Raw genomic sequence first — 16,768 nt, forward strand, 5'->3', positions numbered from 1 at the left:
CGGAGGAGAGCTCGCCATGACCGTTCTGCGTTTCGTCGTTGCCCTGGTTCTTGTTGCCGCCGCCGCGGCGTCGCAGGCCGAGTGCCTGAGCGATGCCCAGGCTGCGGCCCTCGTCGACGCCTTCGTCGCCAAGACACCTGCCGCCAACCCGGAGGGTCTCAACGAGGCCGACGGCGCTTGCAGCCGCGCCAAGGTCAACGCGGCGCTCGCCAAGCGCTACGGCACGGTGGTCGGCTACAAGGCCGGCCTCACCAACCCGGCGGTGCAGAAGCGCTTCAACTACGACCGCCCGGTGTGGGGCGTGCTCTACCAGGGCATGCTGCTGCCCAATGGCAGCACTGTCGAAGCAGGCTTCGGGGCGCGGCCGCTGTACGAGGCCGACCTGCTGGTGCGTGTGAAGAGCGCCGCGGTCAACGATGCCAAGACCCCGGAAGACGTGCTGGCGGCCATCGACCAGCTCATACCCTTCATCGAGCTGCCCGACCTCATGGTGCAGGCGCCGCCCAAGCTCAACGGCCCGGCGATCAGCGCGATCAACGTCGGCGCACGGCTCGGCGTGACGGGCACGCCGGTCGCGATTCCGCTGTATCGGGCCGAGCGTTTTGCGATGCTCGATGCGCTGCGCGACATGACGGTGGTGCTGAGCGACGCGAGCGGTGCCGAGCTGGCACGCGGCAAGGGCAGCGACATCCTCGGCCACCCGCTCAACGCCGTCGTGTGGCTGGCCGAGGCGCTGGCCAAAGAGGGCAAGGCCATGAAGCCGGGTGACCTGATCAGCCTCGGCTCCTTCTCGCCGCTGCTGCCGCCCAAGGCCGGCGCGGGCGCCACCGTCACCTACATCGGACTGCCCGATGCCAAGCCGGTGTCGGTGAGCTTCAAGTAGTCAGCGCGCCGGCTTCTTCTTCGAAGCCGCGAGCGCCTTGCTTTCCTTCTTGAGCCCCCGCGACACCGGGCACACCACCTGCATGAACGACGCCAGCGTGCTGGCGAGGTTGTCGCCCTGCAGTCGGTAAAACACGAACTGCCCGCGCTTCTCGCCGGTCACGAGCCCGGCCGACTCCAGGATCTTCAGGTGCTTGGACAGCGAGGGCTTCGTCATGTCGAAGCGCGAAGCGATCTCGCCGGCGGACAACTCCGTCTCGGCGAGGTACGCGAGGATCTTGCGGCGCGGCGTGGACGCCAGGGCTTCGAACACTTTGTCCATGGCGGCAGATGATAGCGCTGCTAGTTGATTATTTAATTAGGCAGTTAGCTAATTAACGCTTTATGATGGGCGCCATGGAAGCGACCCACTCCACTCGCCAGACGCCCGTTCCCCCTGCCACCGCAGAGCCGGCACCCGATGCCGCGGCCACCGTCTACTACAACAGCGCCTGCCCGGTGTGTGACGCCGGCATCCGATCGCAGCGCGAGCGCATGCAAGGCTGCAACGTGCACTGGGTCGACGTGCACCAGAACCCGCAATCCGCCCAGGCGCTGGGCCTCGATCTGGAGCAAGTGCGCGAGCGCCTGCATGTCCGCGCCGCGGACGGGCACATGCACATCGGCGCCGATGCGCTGGCCGCACTCTGGTCGCAGTCGCCCGGCCAACGCTGGCTGGGTGCGCTGGCGCGCCGCCTGCGCTGGCTCGGCCGGCCGCTCTACAACGCCTTCGCCCGCGGCCTCTATCGCTGGAATCGCCGGCGCGGCCATTGGTGACATACCGTCTTCGCCACAAGGAGGGAGCCATGAGCACACTCAACGCCGACCCCGCGGAACTCGCCCGTTTCAACGCCCTGGCCGAGCGCTGGTGGGACGAAGACTCCGAATTCCGCCCCCTGCACCGCATCAACCCGCATCGCCTCGACTGGATCGATGCCCTGGCTGGCCTTCGCGGCAAGCAGGTGCTCGACGTCGGCTGCGGCGGCGGCATCCTCGCGGAAAGCATGGCCCGGCGTGGCGCCCGGGTGGATGGCATCGACATGGCCGCGATGCCCTTGCGCATCGCGCGCGCCCATGCCGAGCGGGTGGGCGAAGCGAACGTCGCCTACGCCGACAGCAGCGCCGAAGACTGGGCGCAGCATCACGCCGGCCGCTACGACGTGGTCACCTGCATGGAGATGCTGGAGCACGTGCCCGACCCCGCCGCCGTGGTGGCAGCCTGCGCACGCCTGGCCAGGCCGGGCGGCTGGGTGTTCTTCTCCACCATCAACCGCAACCCGTTGAGCTACCTCGTGGCGATCGTCGGTGCGGAGCGGGTGCTGCGCCTCTTGCCGCGAGGCACCCACACCTACTCGCGCCTCATCAGGCCGGCCGAACTGCGGGGCATGGCCACACGTGCCGGCTTGTCGCTGCACGAGCAGCGCGGCCTCGGCTACAACCCGCTGACGCAGCGCTTCCGCCTGCACCGCTTCATGGGCATCGGCTACCTGCTGGCGATGCGGGCCGGCGCTTCAGCCTGACGCGCGCTTCTTCAGCCAGCGCATCAGGCTGCCCACCAGCGGCAGCTTCTCGTACAGCTCTTCGGCAGCGTCCCAGTAGTCGCGGTGGTGCAGGATGAGTCCGATCGCGTCGAGCTGCAGCTGCGAGCCGCCGTGCACCGTCTGCAGGCCCTCGCGGTAGCGCTTGAAGCGGAAGAGAAAGTCCCAGCTCAGGAAACACTGATCGCCTTGCACGATGACGTCGCGCACCACGAAGCGCGGCTCGTCGAGCGCGTCGAACATGTGGCGGAAGACCTGCTGGACCGCCGACAGGCCGCGCACGTCGTTGAACGGGTCCTTGAAGTGCGCCTTTGCCGCATAGAACTCGCCGAGCCGCGCCACGTCGTCGCGCGTGAAGTGCTCGAAAAGCTCGACGATGCGTGCGACACGCGGATCGGCCGTCTTCTGCGTCACAGGCCCGTGCTCCATCGGATGGCGCGGAAGTAGAGCGCGTCGCTCACGTGCGTCAATGCCTTCAGGCACAAGGTGAAGCGCTTGGGGAAATGGATCTCGAAGCGCCCTTGCGCCCAGCCCTTCAGGATCTCTTCGGCCGCCTGCTCGGGTGTGAGCAAGGCCGGCATCGCGAATTCGTTCTGCGCGGTGAGCGGCGTTTCGACAAACCCGGGGTTGATGACCGACGCTCCGATGCCCAGCGGCTCCAGGTCGAGATAGAGCGTCTGGGCGAGATTGATGAGGGCCGCTTTGGTCGGCCCATACGCGAGCGAATTGGGCAGTCCGCGGTAGCCGGCCACGCTGGAGACGAGGCTCAGGTGCCCGCTCTTTTGCTGCAGCAGCACCGGCAGCACCGCATCGAGCAGGTGCAGGGCGCCGATGTAGTTGACCTGCTGGTGGCGCACCGCTTCGTCGAGGTCGAACTGCGTGGCCCGCAGCGCCTTGTAGTAGCCGGCGCAGTAGAGCGCGAGGTCGATGCGGCCGTGGTGCAGCACCAGCTGCTGCGCCGCGCGTGACACCGCATCGCGGTCCGTCACGTCCAGCGGCAGCCCCACGCTGCCGGGGTGGCTCTTCTCGAAGGCCTTGAGCGCGCCCTCGTTGCGGGCCGACACGATGACCTGTGCGCCGCGGGCATGCAGTGCGGCGGCGGTGGCGCGGCCGATGCCGGTCGAGGCGCCGACGAGCCAGACCACCTGGCCGTTCCAGTCGGTGATGCGAGGGTTGAGTGGCATGTCAGTGGGCCTTCTGGAACGCGAGCGTGACTTCGCCGAGGCGGATGCCGAACTTGCTCATCACCGCGCGGTTGAGCATCACACGCTCGTCCATCAGGTACATCCAGTCGTCGAACTGCACCTCGTAGACCTTGCCGTCCACCGGCAGCTTCAGCGTGTAGTTCCACTGGAAGGCGTTGCCGGCCACCTGGCCGTTGGCCGTGCCGACCACGTCGTCGGCCGTGCCGGTGTAGCGCCCGCCGTCGAGCTTCTTCAGGCGCCAGATGCGGCGGTCGGTCTTGCCGTCGCTGTAGGTGAAGGCCTCGTCGAGCGTGCCTTCGTTGCCCACCCATTGGCACTTCATCAGCACGGTGAAGCGGCGCACGACCTTGCCGGAGCGGTCGCTGAAGATGCCGTGGGCGACCACGTCGCCATTGAAATAGCGCTGCAGGTCGAGCGTGGGTTTCTCCGCGGCGTAGTCTTGCGGCGTTGGCGATGCGCACCCGGTGAGGGCGAGTGCGCAAGCGAGGGTGAGGGCGAGTCTTTTCATTGAAGTTCCCGGTGACGCCACAGCAGCGCTGCGGCAATGAGCTTGAGCACGCACGGCAAGACGCAGTACGCGAGGGTGAGGGCCTGCAAGGCGTCGGCACCCTTCGTGCCGGGCGCATAACCGAAGGCCTGGAGCACCGGCAGGGCGATGCCCGCGGCGAGCGCGAGGTTGAGCTTGGTCGCGAAGTTCCACCAGCCGAAGTACGCCCCTTCGGCGCGGCCCGCATGCCCTGCGCGCTGCACGACGCCGGCCAGCAGCGCAGCCGGCAGGGCGAGGTCGGCGCCCAGCGCGATACCGCTCAGCACGCAGATGGCGGTGTAGGCGGCGACGTCACCGGCCGACAGCACGGCCGCCCAGGCGAACACCAGCACCGACAGCCCCATGCCCACGAGCCAGCTGCGCGCCAGGCCTAGGCGCGCCACGAGCCGCACCCACAGCGGCACCGACACGGCCGCCGCGGCGAAGTAGCTGGCAAGGAAGAGCGGCTCGTAGGCTGGTGCCTGCAGGCGGTCTCGGATGAAGAAGAGCACCAGCGTGGCGGGCACCGCACTCGCGATGCCGTTGAGCAGGTAGACGGCGAGCAGGCGGCGAAACGCCGGGGTGCCGAACGGCAGGGCGAGCGAGTGCGTGGGCCACACCGCCAGCCGGCGCGGTGCGGGCGCCTGCCGCATGAGCGCCAGTGCGAGGCACAGCACGATGGCAAACACCAGCGTGCTCACCTGCAGGCCGGCCGTCGACGGCAGCACGCTGGCCACCAACACGCCGCACAGCGCGAGGCCTTCGCGCCAGGCGACGACCCCCGCGCGCTCCTGTTCGTTGCCGCCCAGCCGCGCGCCCCAGGCCTGGTGGATGACGCTGATCACGCTGTAGGCGAGGTAGGTGACGACGAGCAGCCCCCCGCACCACACGAGCAGCGACGTGGTGCTCGCCGACACCGCGGGAAAGAAGAGCCCGCGAAAGCCGAGGGCCAGCACCACGGCGGCGCCGGCCATCGCGAGCCAGGCGGCGCGGGCCGAGCGGTCGAGCAGCGCATCGGCCCAGCGGCCGATCCACGGGTCGACGAACGCGTCGAGCAGGCGGGCGGCGAGCAACACGGCGCCGAGCGCGGCGAGTGGCACGCCGAACTCGGCGGCGTAGTGGTTGGGTAGGGTGACGTAGAGCGGCAGCGCGACGAAGGCCAGCGGGAAGCCGGGCGCGCCGTAGCGCAGGCCCTGCCAACCCCGCGCCGGCGGCGACGAGGACGCTGACGACGATGAAGCGAGGGCGCTCATGCCAGGCCCAGCAAGGACCGCCGCAGCGCCGGTTCGGAGCTGCGGGGCGACAGCCAGATGCCGATGAAGAGCCGCGCGAACGCGGCATCGCGCACCTCGCGCCCGGCCTTGCCGTTGACGAAGAAGCGAATGCCTTCGCCGGGCCGGTAGAGGCCGGTGATGCGGTCGCCGGCCTTCACGTCGGGAAAGGCCTGCTCCATCGCGGCGAGCCAGGCGTTGCCCTTGTCGGCAGGCACCTCGCCGACCTTGCGCATTTCGACCAGCGACCGTTCGGCGATCAGCTTGCCGACGAGTTCACGCGCGTATTCGAGTTCGAGCGCCACCGGGTGCAGGGCGTAGTCGTCGGGCTTGAAGCCCTCGGTCACCCACAGGCGGGCGTCGTAGACACGCAGGCCGAAGAAGCGCAGCAGGCCCTGGCCCTGCAGCTTGGCGCCCGGCAGCTCGGCGCTCAGCTCGACCGGCCGCGACTGTGCCGCCCAGGGTAGGGCCAGCAAGGCGGCGAGGAGCGGGCGGCGCGCGAGCATGGTCAGTCGCGCTGCAGGGTGAACTGCATGACGCCGGTGTTGCCGGTGGCGAACGCGGCCTCGCAGTAGCCGAGGTAGAACTCCCAGATGCGCATGAAGCGGGTGTCGAAGCCGAGGCGGCGCACCTTGGTTTCTTCGGCGAGGAAACGCTCGCGCCAGCGCTTGAGCGTCTCGGCGTAGTCGGCGCCGAATGAGAGCTCATTCACCACACGCAGGCCGGCTTTCGCTGCGGCTTCGCGGAAGGCGCTCGGGCTCGGCAGCAGGCCGCCGGGGAAGATGTACTGCTGGATGAAGTCGGTCGACTTCACGTAGCGCTCGAAGAGGTCGTCGCGGATCGTGATGCTCTGGATGCAGGCCTTGCCGCCGGGCTTGAGGTTGCGCTTGAGCGTGTCGAAGTAGCCGCTCCAGTATTCGCGGCCGACGGCTTCGAACATCTCGATCGAGCAGATGGCATCGAAGGGGCCGTCGGTGATGTCGCGGTAGTCCTGGAAGCGCAGCTCGCCCGCGAGGCCGGCGTCGCGCAGGCGCTGCTGGCCCCAGGCGAGTTGTTCGCTGGAGAGCGTCACGCCGGTCACGCTGGCGTTGAAATCACGCGCCGCGCTTTCCGCGAGTGCACCCCAGCCGCAGCCGATCTCGAGCACGCGGTCGCCGGCCTTCACATCGCATTCACGCAGGGCGCGCCGCACCTTGGCCCATTGCGCGCCGACGAGGTCACCGCTCGCATCGCCCTCGAACCAGGCGCTCGAGTAGTTCATCGTCGGGTCGAGCCAGAGGCGATAGAAGTCGTTGCCCAGGTCGTAGTGGGCGTGGATGTTCTTCTTGCTGCCGGTGCGCGAGTTGCGGTTGAAGAGGTGCCGCACGCGGTAGAGCAGCGAACCGCACCAGCTGCCGTAGACCACCTGCTCGATCTCGTCGCGGTTGGCGATGAAGAGCTTGAGCAGCGTGGTGAGGTCGGGCGTCGTCCAGTCGCCGGCGATGAAGGTCTCGGCGAAACCGATGTCGCCCGACTTGAGTGCGGCGCCGCAGACGTTCCAGTTGCGCAGGCGAATGGCGGCGCGCAGACCTTGGGTCTGGCCGAAATGGAGTTGCGTGCCGTCAGGCAACTGCACGTCGAGGCTGCCGTGGCGCAACTGGGCCAGCAGGCGGAAGACAGCGCGTGCGGTGGCCGGGGCGCTGTCGGGCAACGACCGCTGCAGCGGGTTGAGGGAGGCGTGGGTGGTGGTGTTCATCGTCTGGGTCTCTCGCAGGGGCGCTCAGCGGGTGATGAAGGCCCGAGGCGGCTCGGGCTTGCGAAAGAACGGCACGTGCCGGGTCCACAACTTGAGCGCCTGCCAATGGATGCGCGCGACGACGAAGACCGTCATCAGCGGCATGCCGAAGAAGGCGCGCAGCGCCGAAGACCGGGTCAGCGGCTCCAGCCGGCCCGCCACGCTGGTCTTCAGCAGCGGGCCCTGCTCGTCGTCGTGGTCGATCCGAACCACCGTTCTTTGTGCGTCCTTACGCGCGCCGTCCGCCTGTGGATGCAGTGCGGTGCGCAGGAAGCGAAAGCGGTAGCGGCCGCTGACGCTGCAAAAAGGCGAAACGTGGAAAACCTTGTCGGCCTGCAGTTCCTGCCCGAAGGCGAGGTGCTCGCCGCGCAGCAGGTAGCAGTGGCGTTCGCCGAAGGTGTTGTTGACCTCGACCACGATGGCGGCGAGCGAGTCGTCGCGGCGGTGGCAGTACCAGAAGCTCACCGGCTTGAAGGTGTGGCCGAGCACGCGCGGGTAGCAGTGCAGCCAGACCTCGCCGTCGGCGTCGGTGATGCCTTCGCTCGTCAACAGGTCGTCGACCCAGGCGAGGCTGTCGTTGCGGCCGTCGCCATGGTCGCGGTCGTGGAAGCTGATGAGGCCGAAGCGGTTGCGCCTGAGCTGCGTCGACGCCTGCGCGCGCAGGCTGCGCATCGGCAGCATGAGGAAGTAGGTGCGGTAGCTGAAGTCGTTCACCACCGGGCGCAGGCGCGTGTGGCGCACCTGGCCGGAGCCGATCATCGGAGCGGCGGTGCTCATGCGGCCTCGCGCGCCGGCTCGTGCAAGCGCACAGGCAGCGATTCGCCGACCCAGCGGCGCCGCATGCCGTTGACCACCGCCTGCGCCGACATCAGGCCGTCTTCGTGGAAGCCGTAGCGTGTCCACGCGCCGCAGAACCAGGTGTGTTGCTGGCCTTGCAGGGCTGGCACCTTCGCCTGCGCTGCAATCGCGGCGCGGTCGAACACCGGGTGGGCGTAGTCGATCTCGGCGTGCACGCTGGCCGCGTCGGGCTCACGCACCGGGTTCAGCGACACCAGCACCGGCTGCTGGAAGGGCAGCGGCTGCAGCTTGTTGAGCAGGTAGTGCAGGCAGACCGCGGCTTCTTCGCGCGGGGCGTCGGTGGCGCGCTCGTAGTTCCACGCTGCCCAGGCGAGCGGGCGTTGGGGCAGCACCGAGGTGTCGGTGTGCAGCACGGCGCGGTTGCGGTGGTAGCGGACGGCGCCGAGCACGGCGCGCTCGTCGGGCGTGGCGTCGGCCAGCAGCGCAAGCGACTGGTCGCTGTGGCAGGCGAGCACCACTTCGTCGAAGCGCTCGCTGCCGTGGTCGGTGACGACGGTCGCCCCCTGCGGGGTGCGGCGCACGCTGCGCACGGGGGTGTTGAGACGCCGGTCGGCGATGCGCGGCAGCATCTTGCGCACGTATTCGCGGGCACCGCCCGTGACGGTGAACCAGCGCGGCCGGTTCGCGACCTGCAGCAGCCCGTGGTTGTGGCAGAAGCGGATCATGGTCGCGATCGGGAAACGCAACATCTGGTCGGTCGGGCATGACCAGATGCAGCCGATCATGGGCAGGAAGTACCAGTCGCGGAACGCGGCCGAGAAACGGTGTTCGGCGAGGAACTCGCCGATGGGCTGCTGCAGTTGGGCGTCATCGCCGCGCACGGCGAGCGTGGTGGTGAGCCGGTTGAAGCGCAGGATGTCGCGCAGCATGCCGAGGAAAGCCGGCCTCAGGAGGTTGCGGCGCTGCGCGAAGACGGTGTTGAGGTCGCTGCCGCTCCATTCCAGGCCGAGGTCGGGCACCTGCACGGAAAACGACATGTCCGACGGGACCGTGGCCACCCCGAGTTCACCGAAGAGGCGGATCAGCTGGGGATAGGTGCGCTCGTTGAAAACGAGGAAGCCGGTGTCGACACCGTGCGTCACCCCATCGAGCGTGAGATCGACGGTGTTGGTGTGGCCCCCGAAATAAGAGCCGGCCTCGAACAGCGTGACGTGGGTGTCGTCGGCCAGCGAGTACGCGGTGGCCAGACCCGAGATGCCCGAGCCGATGACAGCGACGCGGCGGCTCATGCCACCGCCCGCGTCAGGCTGTGAGGGGCGTGCGGCGCGCCGGAACGTGCGGGCCGCGAAATAAAGATTGCTGCACAGCGCCCCGGGGGGAACAAGGGAGGGAGGAGGGAGGAGGAAAACCGCCCCGGGATTCCAACCGGATCAACCGGCTGGCTGTGCAGCATAGAACTGGTCGCTACCGGCCCACAGTGTGCGCCGGCCTGGGGTTTGAAGCACTCCCCAGGTCGAAGTTCCCTGAATCTGATGTTGGCGTCGGCCATGGCCCACTCCGTTGTGAACTGAGTGGTATGAAATATAACTCATCAGTCTTCATTTTGCATCAAGCAGTTTCTCGACCGTGCTGACGAAGACGCTGCTGTCGGGTGACGTGGTGCTGCCGAAACTGTGGACGCTGCGTCCGTCGCGAGCGACCACATACTTATGGAAGTTCCAGCGGGGCGCTTCGCCGGTGATCTGCTGCAGCTCGGCGTAGAGCGGATGGCGCTGTGGACCGGCGGCCGCCGCCACGCGCGTCTTCACGAACATCGGGAACTTGACGCCGTAGGTGTTCTCGCAGAACTCGGCGATGGTCTTGTTGTCGCCCGGCTCCTGCGAGAAGTCGTTGGACGGGAAGCCCAGCACCACGAGGCCGCGGTCCTTGTACTTGCTGTGCAGCGCCTCCAGCCCCTTGTACTGGCCGGTGAAGCCGCAAAAGCTCGCGGTGTTGACGATCACCACGACCTTGCCGGCGTACTGGCACAGGTTTTGGGGTTTCTCGTCCTGCAGGCGCGGCACCTCGCGCTTGAGCAGAGGCGGGCACTCCGCCGCCTGGGAGGCGCCGGCCACGAGGGCGAGGCAGACGAACAGCAGGTGTCGAACGGGCATGGTGGGTCCTCCACAGAAACTAGAGAGCGCAATGCTGCGCCCTTCCTGGCGCTTACGCACGCGCCGAAAGTCCGGATGCGCGCCCGGGATGGTGGCGCGTGCACACGCCTGTCACATCCGACCCCCGTAAAATGCGGGGTCTACCTTTGAAAGCTGATCATGCTTTACCCCGAACTTTTCAAGCAGCTCGAAGCCGTGCGCTGGAACATGGACACGGACATCCCTTGGGATCAGTTCGATGGCAGCCAGCTCAGCGAAGAGCAAGCCCAGACCATCAAGATGAACGCGATCACCGAGTGGTCGGCGTTGCCCGCGACCGAGATGTTCCTGCGCGACAACCGCGATGACAGCGACTTCTCGGCCTTCATGAGCGTGTGGTTCTTCGAAGAGCAGAAGCATTCGCTGGTGCTGATGGAGTACCTGCGCCGCTTCCGCCCCGACCTCGTGCCCACCGAGCAGGAGCTGCATGAAGTGCGCTTCGAGTTCGACCCGGCCCCGGCGCTCGAGACGCTGATGCTGCACTTCTGCGGCGAGATCCGCCTGAACCACTGGTACCGCCGAGCCGCCGAGTGGCACACCGAGCCGGTCATCAAGGCCATCTACGAAACGCTCGCCCGCGACGAAGCCCGCCACGGTGGTGCGTATCTGCGCTACATGAAGCGCGCGCTGCAGAAGTTCGGCGACGAGGCGCGTGCCGCCTTCGCCAAGGTGGGCGTGCTGATGGCCAGCGCCCGCCGCACCGCGCAGGCGCTGCACCCGACCAACCTGCACGTGAACGAGAAGCTCTTCCCGCGCGACACCATCCAGAGCCGTCTGCCCAACCCGCAGTGGCTGGAGCAGTGGCTCGACAAGCAGATCCAGTTCGACGCCGTGTGGGAGACCAAGGTCGTCGAGCGCATCCTGCACAACATGAGCTTGCTGATGGAGCGCAGCTTTGCGAGCGTCCAGGAACTGAACCGCTTCCGCAAGGAAGTGACGGCCGCGGTGGCCGCAGCCGCGAAGGGCAAGTCGCAGGGCGGTCCGCTGCCGGCCTGATCAACCGCCAGCGCTCGGAACGAACAAGGCCCGCATCCGCGGGCCTTGTCGTTTTCAGCCTCTGGCTCAGCCCTTGGCCTTTTCCTGGTCGGCCTTGCGGTCGGCCGTCACCTTCTGCGCCGACGGGCGCTCGCCAATGAACTTGGTGTACGCGCGGGTGTCGATGCCGGCGGCGGCCAGGAGGTCTTCGCCGTACACCGCCCTGGTGGCCATGCTCACGAGCGGCAGGCTCGGGTAGGCGGCGCAGTCGGCGAGCGTGAAGGTGTCGCCGGCCACGTAGGGCGAGAACTTCGCCAGGCGCTTGAAGCCGGCGATGTTCTTCTCGAGCTGCTTGCGGATGCGTGCCTGGTTGGCTTCGCTCAGCTCGCCACCGAAGAAGGCCTTGTAGTGCAGCTCGCGTGCCACGAGCTCAAGGTGCAGGTCGATGAAGGTGCACAGCTCGCGCACCTTGGCGGCCTGCCACGGGTCGGCCGGCACCAGTGCGGGCGTCGGGTAAGCGGCTTCAAGGTAGTCGGCGATGACCTGGCTTTCGCACATCGCGCCTTGCGGCGTGCGCAGGAAGGGTACCTTGCCGAGCGGGCTGTCCTTCAGCACCTCGTCGTCGGTGCGGCCGGTCTTCACCATCTCTTCGGCGAAGGGGATGCCTTTTTCGAGCAGCACCATCTTCACCTTGTTGTAGTAGTTCGAGATGGTCGAGCCGCAGAGCGTGATCATGGGAGTCTCCTGTCCTGATGTGACGACGGGCCAGTCTAGGTGGGGGCTGCGCACGGCGGCTGCCTCGCAGGTGACAATCCCGCGCCATGAGTGCCACCTTCTTCGACAAGCTGTGCCCCCGCGGCGAACTGCCCTCGCGCCTGGCGCAACTGCCGCGGCCGATGGTCTTCACCAACGGCGTGTTCGACATCCTGCACCGCGGCCACGTGACCTACCTCGCGCAGGCGCGTGCGCTCGGTGCCTGCCTGGTGCTCGGGCTCAACAGCGACGCCTCGGCACGCCTGCTCGGCAAGGGCCCCGACCGCCCGCTCAACGCCGAGACCGACCGGGCCTGCGTGCTGGCCGCTCTCGAAAGCGTGAGCCTGGTGACGCTCTTCGACGAGAAGACGCCGGTCGAGCTCTTGAAGATCGTCAAGCCCGACCTCTACGTGAAGGGCGGCGACTACGACATCGAGACACTCGACGAAACCCAGCTCGTGCGCAGCTGGGGTGGCGATGCGCGGGCGATCTCCTTCGTCGACGGCTACTCGACCACCTCGCTGGTCAAGCGCATCCGGGGCTAGCTCACTTCCGGTTCACGAGCACCATGCCGACGGCGACGCCGGCCAGTGCGAGAAGCAGGCGCAGCGTCAGCGGTTCGCTGAGCATCACCACGCCCATCAAGAGCCCGAACACCGGCGTGAGCAGCGTGAAGGCCGCGAGTCGCGTGGCCGGGTAGTGGCGGATGAGCCAGAACCACAGCAGGTAGCTGGCGAACACGACGATCACCGTCTGGTAGGCGAGCGAGGCAACGGCCATGATCGACAGCGAACGTGGCATCGGCTCGCCCAGCCACCAGGTGCCGATCGCGAGCAGCACGCCCGACACACCGAGCTGATAGGCGAGCGTTTTCTCCGCTGATGCGGACGCCAGCTTCGTTGCGCGGATCGACAGCGTCGTGGCAGCCCACAGCGCCGCGGCCAGCACGCCCAGCGCATCACCGATCCACTGCTTCGGGCCGATCGCCGGTTGCGTGAAGCCTTCGGCGAAGGCGCTCGCCACGCCCGTGAACGCGAGCACCAGCCCCGCCGTCTGCACCCAGTCCAGCCGTTCCGACTTCGCGATGAAGGGCATGCCCAAAGCGACGATGAAGGGGGCGAAGTAGATGAACACGATCATGCGCGACGCGGTCGTGTACTGCAGCCCGATGAAGATGCAGGCGAACTCGGCGGCGAAGAGCGCCCCCGCGAGCAGGCCGCCGGGCAACGTGCCGTCGCGCTGGAAGAGCGGGATGCGCCGCCACCACGCCCACAGCATCACCAGCCCCACGCCGCCCAGCGAGCGGACGGTGGCCTGCACCAGCGGCGCCACTTCGCCGAGCGCTGCCTTGGCGGCGACCTGGTTCAGGCCCCAGAGAAAGCTGCAGCCGATGAGCGACACGACGGCCAGCGTGTCGAGGTGGGTCTTGCGGTCGGTCATGGTGAGAGGCGGGGTGGCGCGTTGAGCCGGCGCAGGGCGTGCGCGGCCAGTGCGAGGGTGGTGCCGGCAAGCACGCCGGTCACGTGGGCGATGGGGGCGATGGCGATGTCCCAGCCGTCTTGCTGCTGCACGGCGCCACGCCAGGGGGTCTCGCTCAGGATCTTGGCGATGAGGCCGGCGCACAAGGCGGTGGCGATCAGGCGCTGCCCGCGCGTGCCGGTGATGAAGAGGTGCACGAGGCCGATGGCCACGCCCGCATGCACCACGCCTGACAGTCCACCGTAGTGGCGCAGATCGGGCGCGAGCCAGAAGAAGGCGAGGTGCGTGAGTGGCCAGGCCAGGGCCCAGCTGATGGTGGCCGAGGTGGGCAGGCGCGAGACCCAGCCGAACGCGGCCGTGAGCGCGAGCCCGGTCAGGTTGCCGATCAGGTGCAGACGGCTGTAGTGCACGAAGGCCGCGCTCCATGCACGCCAGGGGTCGTCGACGATCGCATCGGGGCGCCACTCGAGCACCGCCCGCGCTGTCGGGCCTTGTGCGATCAGGCTGCCGGCGAGCAGCACCAGCGCCATGGCACACCAGGCGACGCCGGGGCGATGCCGTTGGTTCAAGCGAAGACCGTGCGCCACAGCGCGAGCACGGCATCGCGCTCGGCCGCGGCGCTGGCCGGGTCGACCTGCGTGGGCTTCTCGTCGAGCCGTGCACGGTGCTGCGCGCGGCGCAGCTCGCGGTAGGCGTCGGCCGCCGCGCTGCCCACACCGGCGGGCAGCAGGCCGCAGGCTTCGGCGCGCTGCAGCAGCGCGATGTTGCCCACGTTGTCGAGCAGGCCCGGGTGCTGGCGGCCGTGCGCAAGCACGAGGTACTGCACGGCGAACTCGGCGTCGACCATGCCGCCCGGGCTGTGCTTCACGTCGAAGAAGCCTTCCTTCACCGGGCGCGCGGCGCGCAGCTTCTCGCGCATGGCCTGAATTTCGCCGCGCAACGCCAGCGGGTCGCGCTCGGCGCAGATGACCGCGCGGCGCACGGCTTCAAAACGTGACGCCAGGCCGGGCGCGCCGGCGCAATAGCGGGCGCGTGTGATGGCCTGGTGCTCCCAGGTCCAGGCGGTGTTGCTGCCGCGGCCTTCCTGGTAGTTCTTGTACGAGGTGAGCGAGGTGACGAGCAGGCCCGAATTGCCGTTGGGCCGCAGCGCCGTGTCGATGTCGAAGAGTTCGCCGACGGCGGTGCGCGTGGTCAGCCAGTTGATCAGCTTGCGCACGAAGGCACCGTAGGCGACGACCGCGGTGTCGTTGTCGGTCTCGGCGGTGTCGTCGAAGATGAAGACGAGGTCGAGGTCGCTGCCGTAGCCGAGTTCCTTTCCACCGAGCTTGCCGTAGGCGATGACGCCGAACTGCGGCGTGTCGCGGTGGCGCTGCTTCAGGTGCTGCCAGGCCCAGCTGATGCAGCACTCGACGGTGGCATCGGCCAGCGCCGAGAGGTCGTCGGCCACCTGCTCGACGGTGATGTGGCCTTCGACGTCGCGCACCAGGGTGCGGAAGACCTCGGCGTGGTGCGCGCGGCGCAGCGTGTCGAGCAGCGATTCTTCGTCGGCCTGGTTGAAGCGGCTCCAGGCGGTGTGGCGCGCTTCGAGGTCGGCGATGTAGCTGTCGCGCTCGAAGCGGCCGTGCAGCAGGCGCTCGTCGGCCAGCTCGTCGATCACGCCGGGGTGGCGCATCAGGAACTGCGCCGGCCAGCGTGCGAGGCCGAGCAGGCGCAGCAGGCGGTTCTGCACCTCGGGGCGCTCGACCAGCAGCGCGAGATAACTTTCGCGGCGCAGCAGCGGCTCGAGCCAGTCGATGAAGCGGCCCGCCGCCTCCTGGCTGCAGCTGCCGTCGGCCACGGCCTGGGCGGAGCGCATCACGAGCTTGGACAGGCGCAGCTTGCTCTCTTCGCGCAGCATGCGCACGCGCGGGTGGTCGATCCAGCCGCGCACACGGTCGGCCAGAGCGGGCGGCAGGCGTTCGATGAAGGCGGGGCTGTCGACCGGCTGCGGCGGCAGGCCGCAGGAGCGGCAGCCATCGTTGCTCGCGGGGCTGGCCGGCGCCTTGCCGTCGTGCAGCAGCGCGTCGAACTCCATCGCCACGAACTCGCGCGTCTCGCCCAGGTGCTGCAGCAGCTCGCAGGTGTCTTCGGTGCAGGTGAAGCCCATGCTGCGGGCAATCCAGCCGAGGTCGGCATCCGACGTGGGCAGGACATGCGTCTGCTGGTCGTCGAGGAACTGGATGCGGTGCTCCACTCGGCGCAGGAAGACATAGGCCTCGGCCAGGCGCTTGGCGCTCTCGGGCTTCATCAGGCCGCCGGCGGCGAGCTTGTCGAGGGCTTTCAGCGTCGAACGCGTGCGCATCTCGGGGAACTGGCCGCCACGCACCACCTGCAGCAGCTGCACGATGAACTCGATCTCGCGGATGCCACCGCGCGAGAGCTTCACGTCGTTGGCGCGCTCGGGGCGGCCGGCGGCGCGGCGCTGGGCTTCTTCGCGCACCTTGCGGTGCAGCTGCCGCAGGCCGTCGAAGACACCGTAGTCGAGGTAGCGCCGGTAGACGAAAGGGGTGACGGTCGCCGCGAGGTGCTTCGCACGGCCGCTCGTGATGCTGGCCGACGGCGCGATCACCCGGCTCTTGAGCCAGGCGAAACGCTCCCACTCGCGCCCTTGCACGAGGAAGTATTCCTCCAGCATCGACAGGCTCACGACCGGCGGGCCCGAGTTGCCGTTGGGTCGCAGTGCGAGGTCGACGCGGAAGACGAAGCCGTCGTCGGTGGTGTCGCCGATCAGCGTGTAGAGGCTGCGTGCCACCTGCGCGAAGTACTCGTGCGCGGTGATGACCTTGGGGCCGCTCGTCTGGCCGTCTTCTTCGTAGACGTAGATGAGGTCGACGTCGGACGAGACGTTGAGCTCGTGCGCGCCGAGCTTGCCCATGCCGACGACCCAGAAGTCGATGCGCTCGCCACGCTCGTTGAGTGGCGGGCCGTGGCGCTCGTCCTGGTCGGCGTAGGCCTGGATCAGCGCGCGGTCAAGGGTGGCTTCGGCCAACTCGGTCATCGCGCGGGTGATGTCGGTCATCGGCGCGGCCTGCTCGACATCGAGCACGGCCAGGCGTTCGATGACCACGTGGCGTGCCACGCGCAGCGCGCTTGGCAGGGCGCGGCCTCGCGCCAGCAGTTCGTCGATCAGCGCATCGATGCTCGCGCGCAGCGGCAGGCCCGGCGCCAGCAGCGGCAGTTCGGCTTCATAACGGCGGCGCACCCGCTGTACGAAGCGGCTGTGGTCTGCGCCGGCGGCGGAGGTCTCGGTGCCCATGGCGCGCGGATTTTGCCGCAGGCTTAACCGCCTTGCGGCAG

General features: G+C 68.3%; 19 protein-coding genes. 5 read left to right on the forward strand and 14 right to left on the reverse strand.

The genetic code is table 11. The features are described 5' to 3' along the window. Window positions 1-16: 16 nt before the first annotated feature. Complete coding sequence (locus tag RXV79_RS01765) at window positions 17-883, forward strand: 2-keto-4-pentenoate hydratase (RefSeq protein ID WP_316701653.1); 867 nt, start codon at window positions 17-19, stop codon at window positions 881-883. On the opposite strand, the gene RXV79_RS01770 is transcribed toward RXV79_RS01765, so the two are convergent. Further along, complete coding sequence (locus tag RXV79_RS01770) at window positions 884-1,204, reverse strand: metalloregulator ArsR/SmtB family transcription factor (protein ID WP_316701654.1); 321 nt, start codon at window positions 1,202-1,204, stop codon at window positions 884-886. Between the two features lie 74 nt (window positions 1,205-1,278). Between RXV79_RS01770 and RXV79_RS01775 the strand changes: the two genes are divergently transcribed. Together RXV79_RS01775 and ubiG are read left to right on the forward strand one after the other, a co-directional pair. Further along, window positions 1,279-1,698, forward strand: a complete 420-nt coding sequence (locus tag RXV79_RS01775) for a thiol-disulfide oxidoreductase DCC family protein (RefSeq protein WP_316701655.1) — start codon at window positions 1,279-1,281, stop codon at window positions 1,696-1,698. 29 nt (window positions 1,699-1,727) lie between these two features. Further along, window positions 1,728-2,441 (forward strand): bifunctional 2-polyprenyl-6-hydroxyphenol methylase/3-demethylubiquinol 3-O-methyltransferase UbiG, encoded by a 714-nt coding sequence (gene ubiG / locus RXV79_RS01780; protein WP_316701656.1) that lies wholly within the window; start codon window positions 1,728-1,730, stop codon window positions 2,439-2,441. On the opposite strand, the gene RXV79_RS01785 is transcribed toward ubiG, so the two are convergent. The 9 genes from RXV79_RS01785 to RXV79_RS01825 all read right to left on the reverse strand — a co-directional run bounded on the left by RXV79_RS01785 (window position 2,433) and on the right by RXV79_RS01825 (window position 10,186). Beyond that, window positions 2,433-2,888, reverse strand: coding sequence for a nuclear transport factor 2 family protein (locus tag RXV79_RS01785; protein WP_413816658.1), 456 nt, complete (start codon window positions 2,886-2,888; stop codon window positions 2,433-2,435). The genes ubiG and RXV79_RS01785 overlap by 9 nt on opposite strands. After that, a complete protein-coding gene (locus tag RXV79_RS01790; protein WP_316701658.1) occupies window positions 2,870-3,643 on the reverse strand; it encodes an SDR family NAD(P)-dependent oxidoreductase in 774 nt (257 codons plus the stop codon). Before RXV79_RS01790 ends, RXV79_RS01785 begins: the two co-directional genes overlap by 19 nt. 1 nt (window position 3,644) lies before the next feature. Continuing rightward, window positions 3,645-4,172, reverse strand: a complete 528-nt coding sequence (locus RXV79_RS01795) for a DUF3833 domain-containing protein (protein WP_316701659.1) — start codon at window positions 4,170-4,172, stop codon at window positions 3,645-3,647. After that, entirely contained in the window at window positions 4,169-5,443 is a 1,275-nt protein-coding gene (locus RXV79_RS01800; protein WP_316701660.1) for an MFS transporter, read from the reverse strand. The genes RXV79_RS01795 and RXV79_RS01800 overlap by 4 nt, the downstream gene beginning before the upstream one ends. Then, window positions 5,440-5,967 carry a chalcone isomerase family protein gene (locus tag RXV79_RS01805; RefSeq protein ID WP_316701662.1) on the reverse strand — a complete coding sequence of 176 codons (528 nt, stop codon included), beginning with the start codon at window positions 5,965-5,967 and terminating at the stop codon, window positions 5,440-5,442. The genes RXV79_RS01800 and RXV79_RS01805 overlap by 4 nt, the downstream gene beginning before the upstream one ends. A 2-nt stretch (window positions 5,968-5,969) precedes the next feature. Beyond that, on the reverse strand, window positions 5,970-7,196 hold the full coding sequence (locus RXV79_RS01810) for a cyclopropane-fatty-acyl-phospholipid synthase family protein (RefSeq protein ID WP_316701664.1): 1,227 nt from the start codon (window positions 7,194-7,196) through the stop codon (window positions 5,970-5,972). A gap of 24 nt (window positions 7,197-7,220) precedes the next feature. Further along, window positions 7,221-8,012, reverse strand: coding sequence for a DUF1365 domain-containing protein (locus tag RXV79_RS01815; RefSeq protein ID WP_316701665.1), 792 nt, complete (start codon window positions 8,010-8,012; stop codon window positions 7,221-7,223). Then, on the reverse strand, window positions 8,009-9,322 hold the full coding sequence (locus RXV79_RS01820) for an NAD(P)/FAD-dependent oxidoreductase (RefSeq protein WP_316701666.1): 1,314 nt from the start codon (window positions 9,320-9,322) through the stop codon (window positions 8,009-8,011). Before RXV79_RS01820 ends, RXV79_RS01815 begins: the two co-directional genes overlap by 4 nt. A 309-nt stretch (window positions 9,323-9,631) precedes the next feature. Beyond that, entirely contained in the window at window positions 9,632-10,186 is a 555-nt protein-coding gene (locus RXV79_RS01825; protein ID WP_316701667.1) for a glutathione peroxidase, read from the reverse strand. Window positions 10,187-10,345: 159 nt separating this feature from the next. On the opposite strand from RXV79_RS01825, the gene RXV79_RS01830 reads away from it, so the two are divergent. Continuing rightward, window positions 10,346-11,221 carry a ferritin family protein gene (locus RXV79_RS01830; protein ID WP_296723902.1) on the forward strand — a complete coding sequence of 292 codons (876 nt, stop codon included), beginning with the start codon at window positions 10,346-10,348 and terminating at the stop codon, window positions 11,219-11,221. A gap of 66 nt (window positions 11,222-11,287) precedes the next feature. On the opposite strand, the gene RXV79_RS01835 is transcribed toward RXV79_RS01830, so the two are convergent. Continuing rightward, the gene (locus tag RXV79_RS01835; protein ID WP_316701668.1) at window positions 11,288-11,935 is read right to left on the reverse strand and encodes a glutathione S-transferase family protein; all 648 of its coding nucleotides are present in this window, start codon (window positions 11,933-11,935) and stop codon (window positions 11,288-11,290) included. 86 nt (window positions 11,936-12,021) lie between these two features. On the opposite strand from RXV79_RS01835, the gene rfaE2 reads away from it, so the two are divergent. After that, window positions 12,022-12,498: a D-glycero-beta-D-manno-heptose 1-phosphate adenylyltransferase gene (rfaE2, locus tag RXV79_RS01840; protein ID WP_316701669.1), complete on the forward strand. Its 477-nt coding sequence runs from the start codon at window positions 12,022-12,024 to the stop codon at window positions 12,496-12,498. A 1-nt stretch (window position 12,499) separates the two neighbouring features. On the opposite strand, the gene RXV79_RS01845 is transcribed toward rfaE2, so the two are convergent. The 3 genes from RXV79_RS01845 to glnE are packed head-to-tail and all read right to left on the reverse strand — an operon-like array spanning window position 12,500 to window position 16,727. Further along, window positions 12,500-13,393, reverse strand: a complete 894-nt coding sequence (locus RXV79_RS01845) for a DMT family transporter (RefSeq protein ID WP_316701670.1) — start codon at window positions 13,391-13,393, stop codon at window positions 12,500-12,502. After that, window positions 13,390-14,001, reverse strand: a complete 612-nt coding sequence (rrtA, locus tag RXV79_RS01850) for a rhombosortase (protein WP_316701671.1) — start codon at window positions 13,999-14,001, stop codon at window positions 13,390-13,392. The genes RXV79_RS01845 and rrtA overlap by 4 nt, the downstream gene beginning before the upstream one ends. Continuing rightward, the gene (glnE, locus tag RXV79_RS01855) at window positions 13,998-16,727 is read right to left on the reverse strand and encodes a bifunctional [glutamate--ammonia ligase]-adenylyl-L-tyrosine phosphorylase/[glutamate--ammonia-ligase] adenylyltransferase (RefSeq protein WP_316701673.1); all 2,730 of its coding nucleotides are present in this window, start codon (window positions 16,725-16,727) and stop codon (window positions 13,998-14,000) included. The genes rrtA and glnE overlap by 4 nt, the downstream gene beginning before the upstream one ends. Between the last annotated feature and the right edge of the window lie 41 nt (window positions 16,728-16,768).

This window comes from Piscinibacter gummiphilus (genome assembly GCF_032681285.1).
GTDB classification, from domain to species: Bacteria; Pseudomonadota; Gammaproteobacteria; order Burkholderiales; family Burkholderiaceae_C; genus Rhizobacter; species Rhizobacter gummiphilus_A.

Excerpts from the sequence above, each read along its gene's own strand:
- RXV79_RS01765 (WP_316701653.1), top strand. The coding sequence starts at position 17 with ATGACCGTTCTGCGTTTCGTCGTTGCCCTGGTTCTTGTTGCCGCCGCC.
- RXV79_RS01770 (WP_316701654.1), bottom strand. The coding sequence starts at position 1,204 with ATGGACAAAGTGTTCGAAGCCCTGGCGTCCACGCCGCGCCGCAAGATC.
- RXV79_RS01775 (WP_316701655.1), top strand. The coding sequence starts at position 1,279 with ATGGAAGCGACCCACTCCACTCGCCAGACGCCCGTTCCCCCTGCCACC.
- ubiG (WP_316701656.1), top strand. The coding sequence starts at position 1,728 with ATGAGCACACTCAACGCCGACCCCGCGGAACTCGCCCGTTTCAACGCC.
- RXV79_RS01785 (WP_413816658.1), bottom strand. The coding sequence starts at position 2,888 with ATGGAGCACGGGCCTGTGACGCAGAAGACGGCCGATCCGCGTGTCGCA.
- RXV79_RS01790 (WP_316701658.1), bottom strand. The coding sequence starts at position 3,643 with ATGCCACTCAACCCTCGCATCACCGACTGGAACGGCCAGGTGGTCTGG.
- RXV79_RS01795 (WP_316701659.1), bottom strand. The coding sequence starts at position 4,172 with ATGAAAAGACTCGCCCTCACCCTCGCTTGCGCACTCGCCCTCACCGGG.
- RXV79_RS01800 (WP_316701660.1), bottom strand. The coding sequence starts at position 5,443 with ATGAGCGCCCTCGCTTCATCGTCGTCAGCGTCCTCGTCGCCGCCGGCG.
- RXV79_RS01805 (WP_316701662.1), bottom strand. The coding sequence starts at position 5,967 with ATGCTCGCGCGCCGCCCGCTCCTCGCCGCCTTGCTGGCCCTACCCTGG.
- RXV79_RS01810 (WP_316701664.1), bottom strand. The coding sequence starts at position 7,196 with ATGAACACCACCACCCACGCCTCCCTCAACCCGCTGCAGCGGTCGTTG.
- RXV79_RS01815 (WP_316701665.1), bottom strand. The coding sequence starts at position 8,012 with ATGAGCACCGCCGCTCCGATGATCGGCTCCGGCCAGGTGCGCCACACG.
- RXV79_RS01820 (WP_316701666.1), bottom strand. The coding sequence starts at position 9,322 with ATGAGCCGCCGCGTCGCTGTCATCGGCTCGGGCATCTCGGGTCTGGCC.
- RXV79_RS01825 (WP_316701667.1), bottom strand. The coding sequence starts at position 10,186 with ATGCCCGTTCGACACCTGCTGTTCGTCTGCCTCGCCCTCGTGGCCGGC.
- RXV79_RS01830 (WP_296723902.1), top strand. The coding sequence starts at position 10,346 with ATGCTTTACCCCGAACTTTTCAAGCAGCTCGAAGCCGTGCGCTGGAAC.
- RXV79_RS01835 (WP_316701668.1), bottom strand. The coding sequence starts at position 11,935 with ATGATCACGCTCTGCGGCTCGACCATCTCGAACTACTACAACAAGGTG.
- rfaE2 (WP_316701669.1), top strand. The coding sequence starts at position 12,022 with ATGAGTGCCACCTTCTTCGACAAGCTGTGCCCCCGCGGCGAACTGCCC.
- RXV79_RS01845 (WP_316701670.1), bottom strand. The coding sequence starts at position 13,393 with ATGACCGACCGCAAGACCCACCTCGACACGCTGGCCGTCGTGTCGCTC.
- glnE (WP_316701673.1), bottom strand. The coding sequence starts at position 16,727 with ATGGGCACCGAGACCTCCGCCGCCGGCGCAGACCACAGCCGCTTCGTA.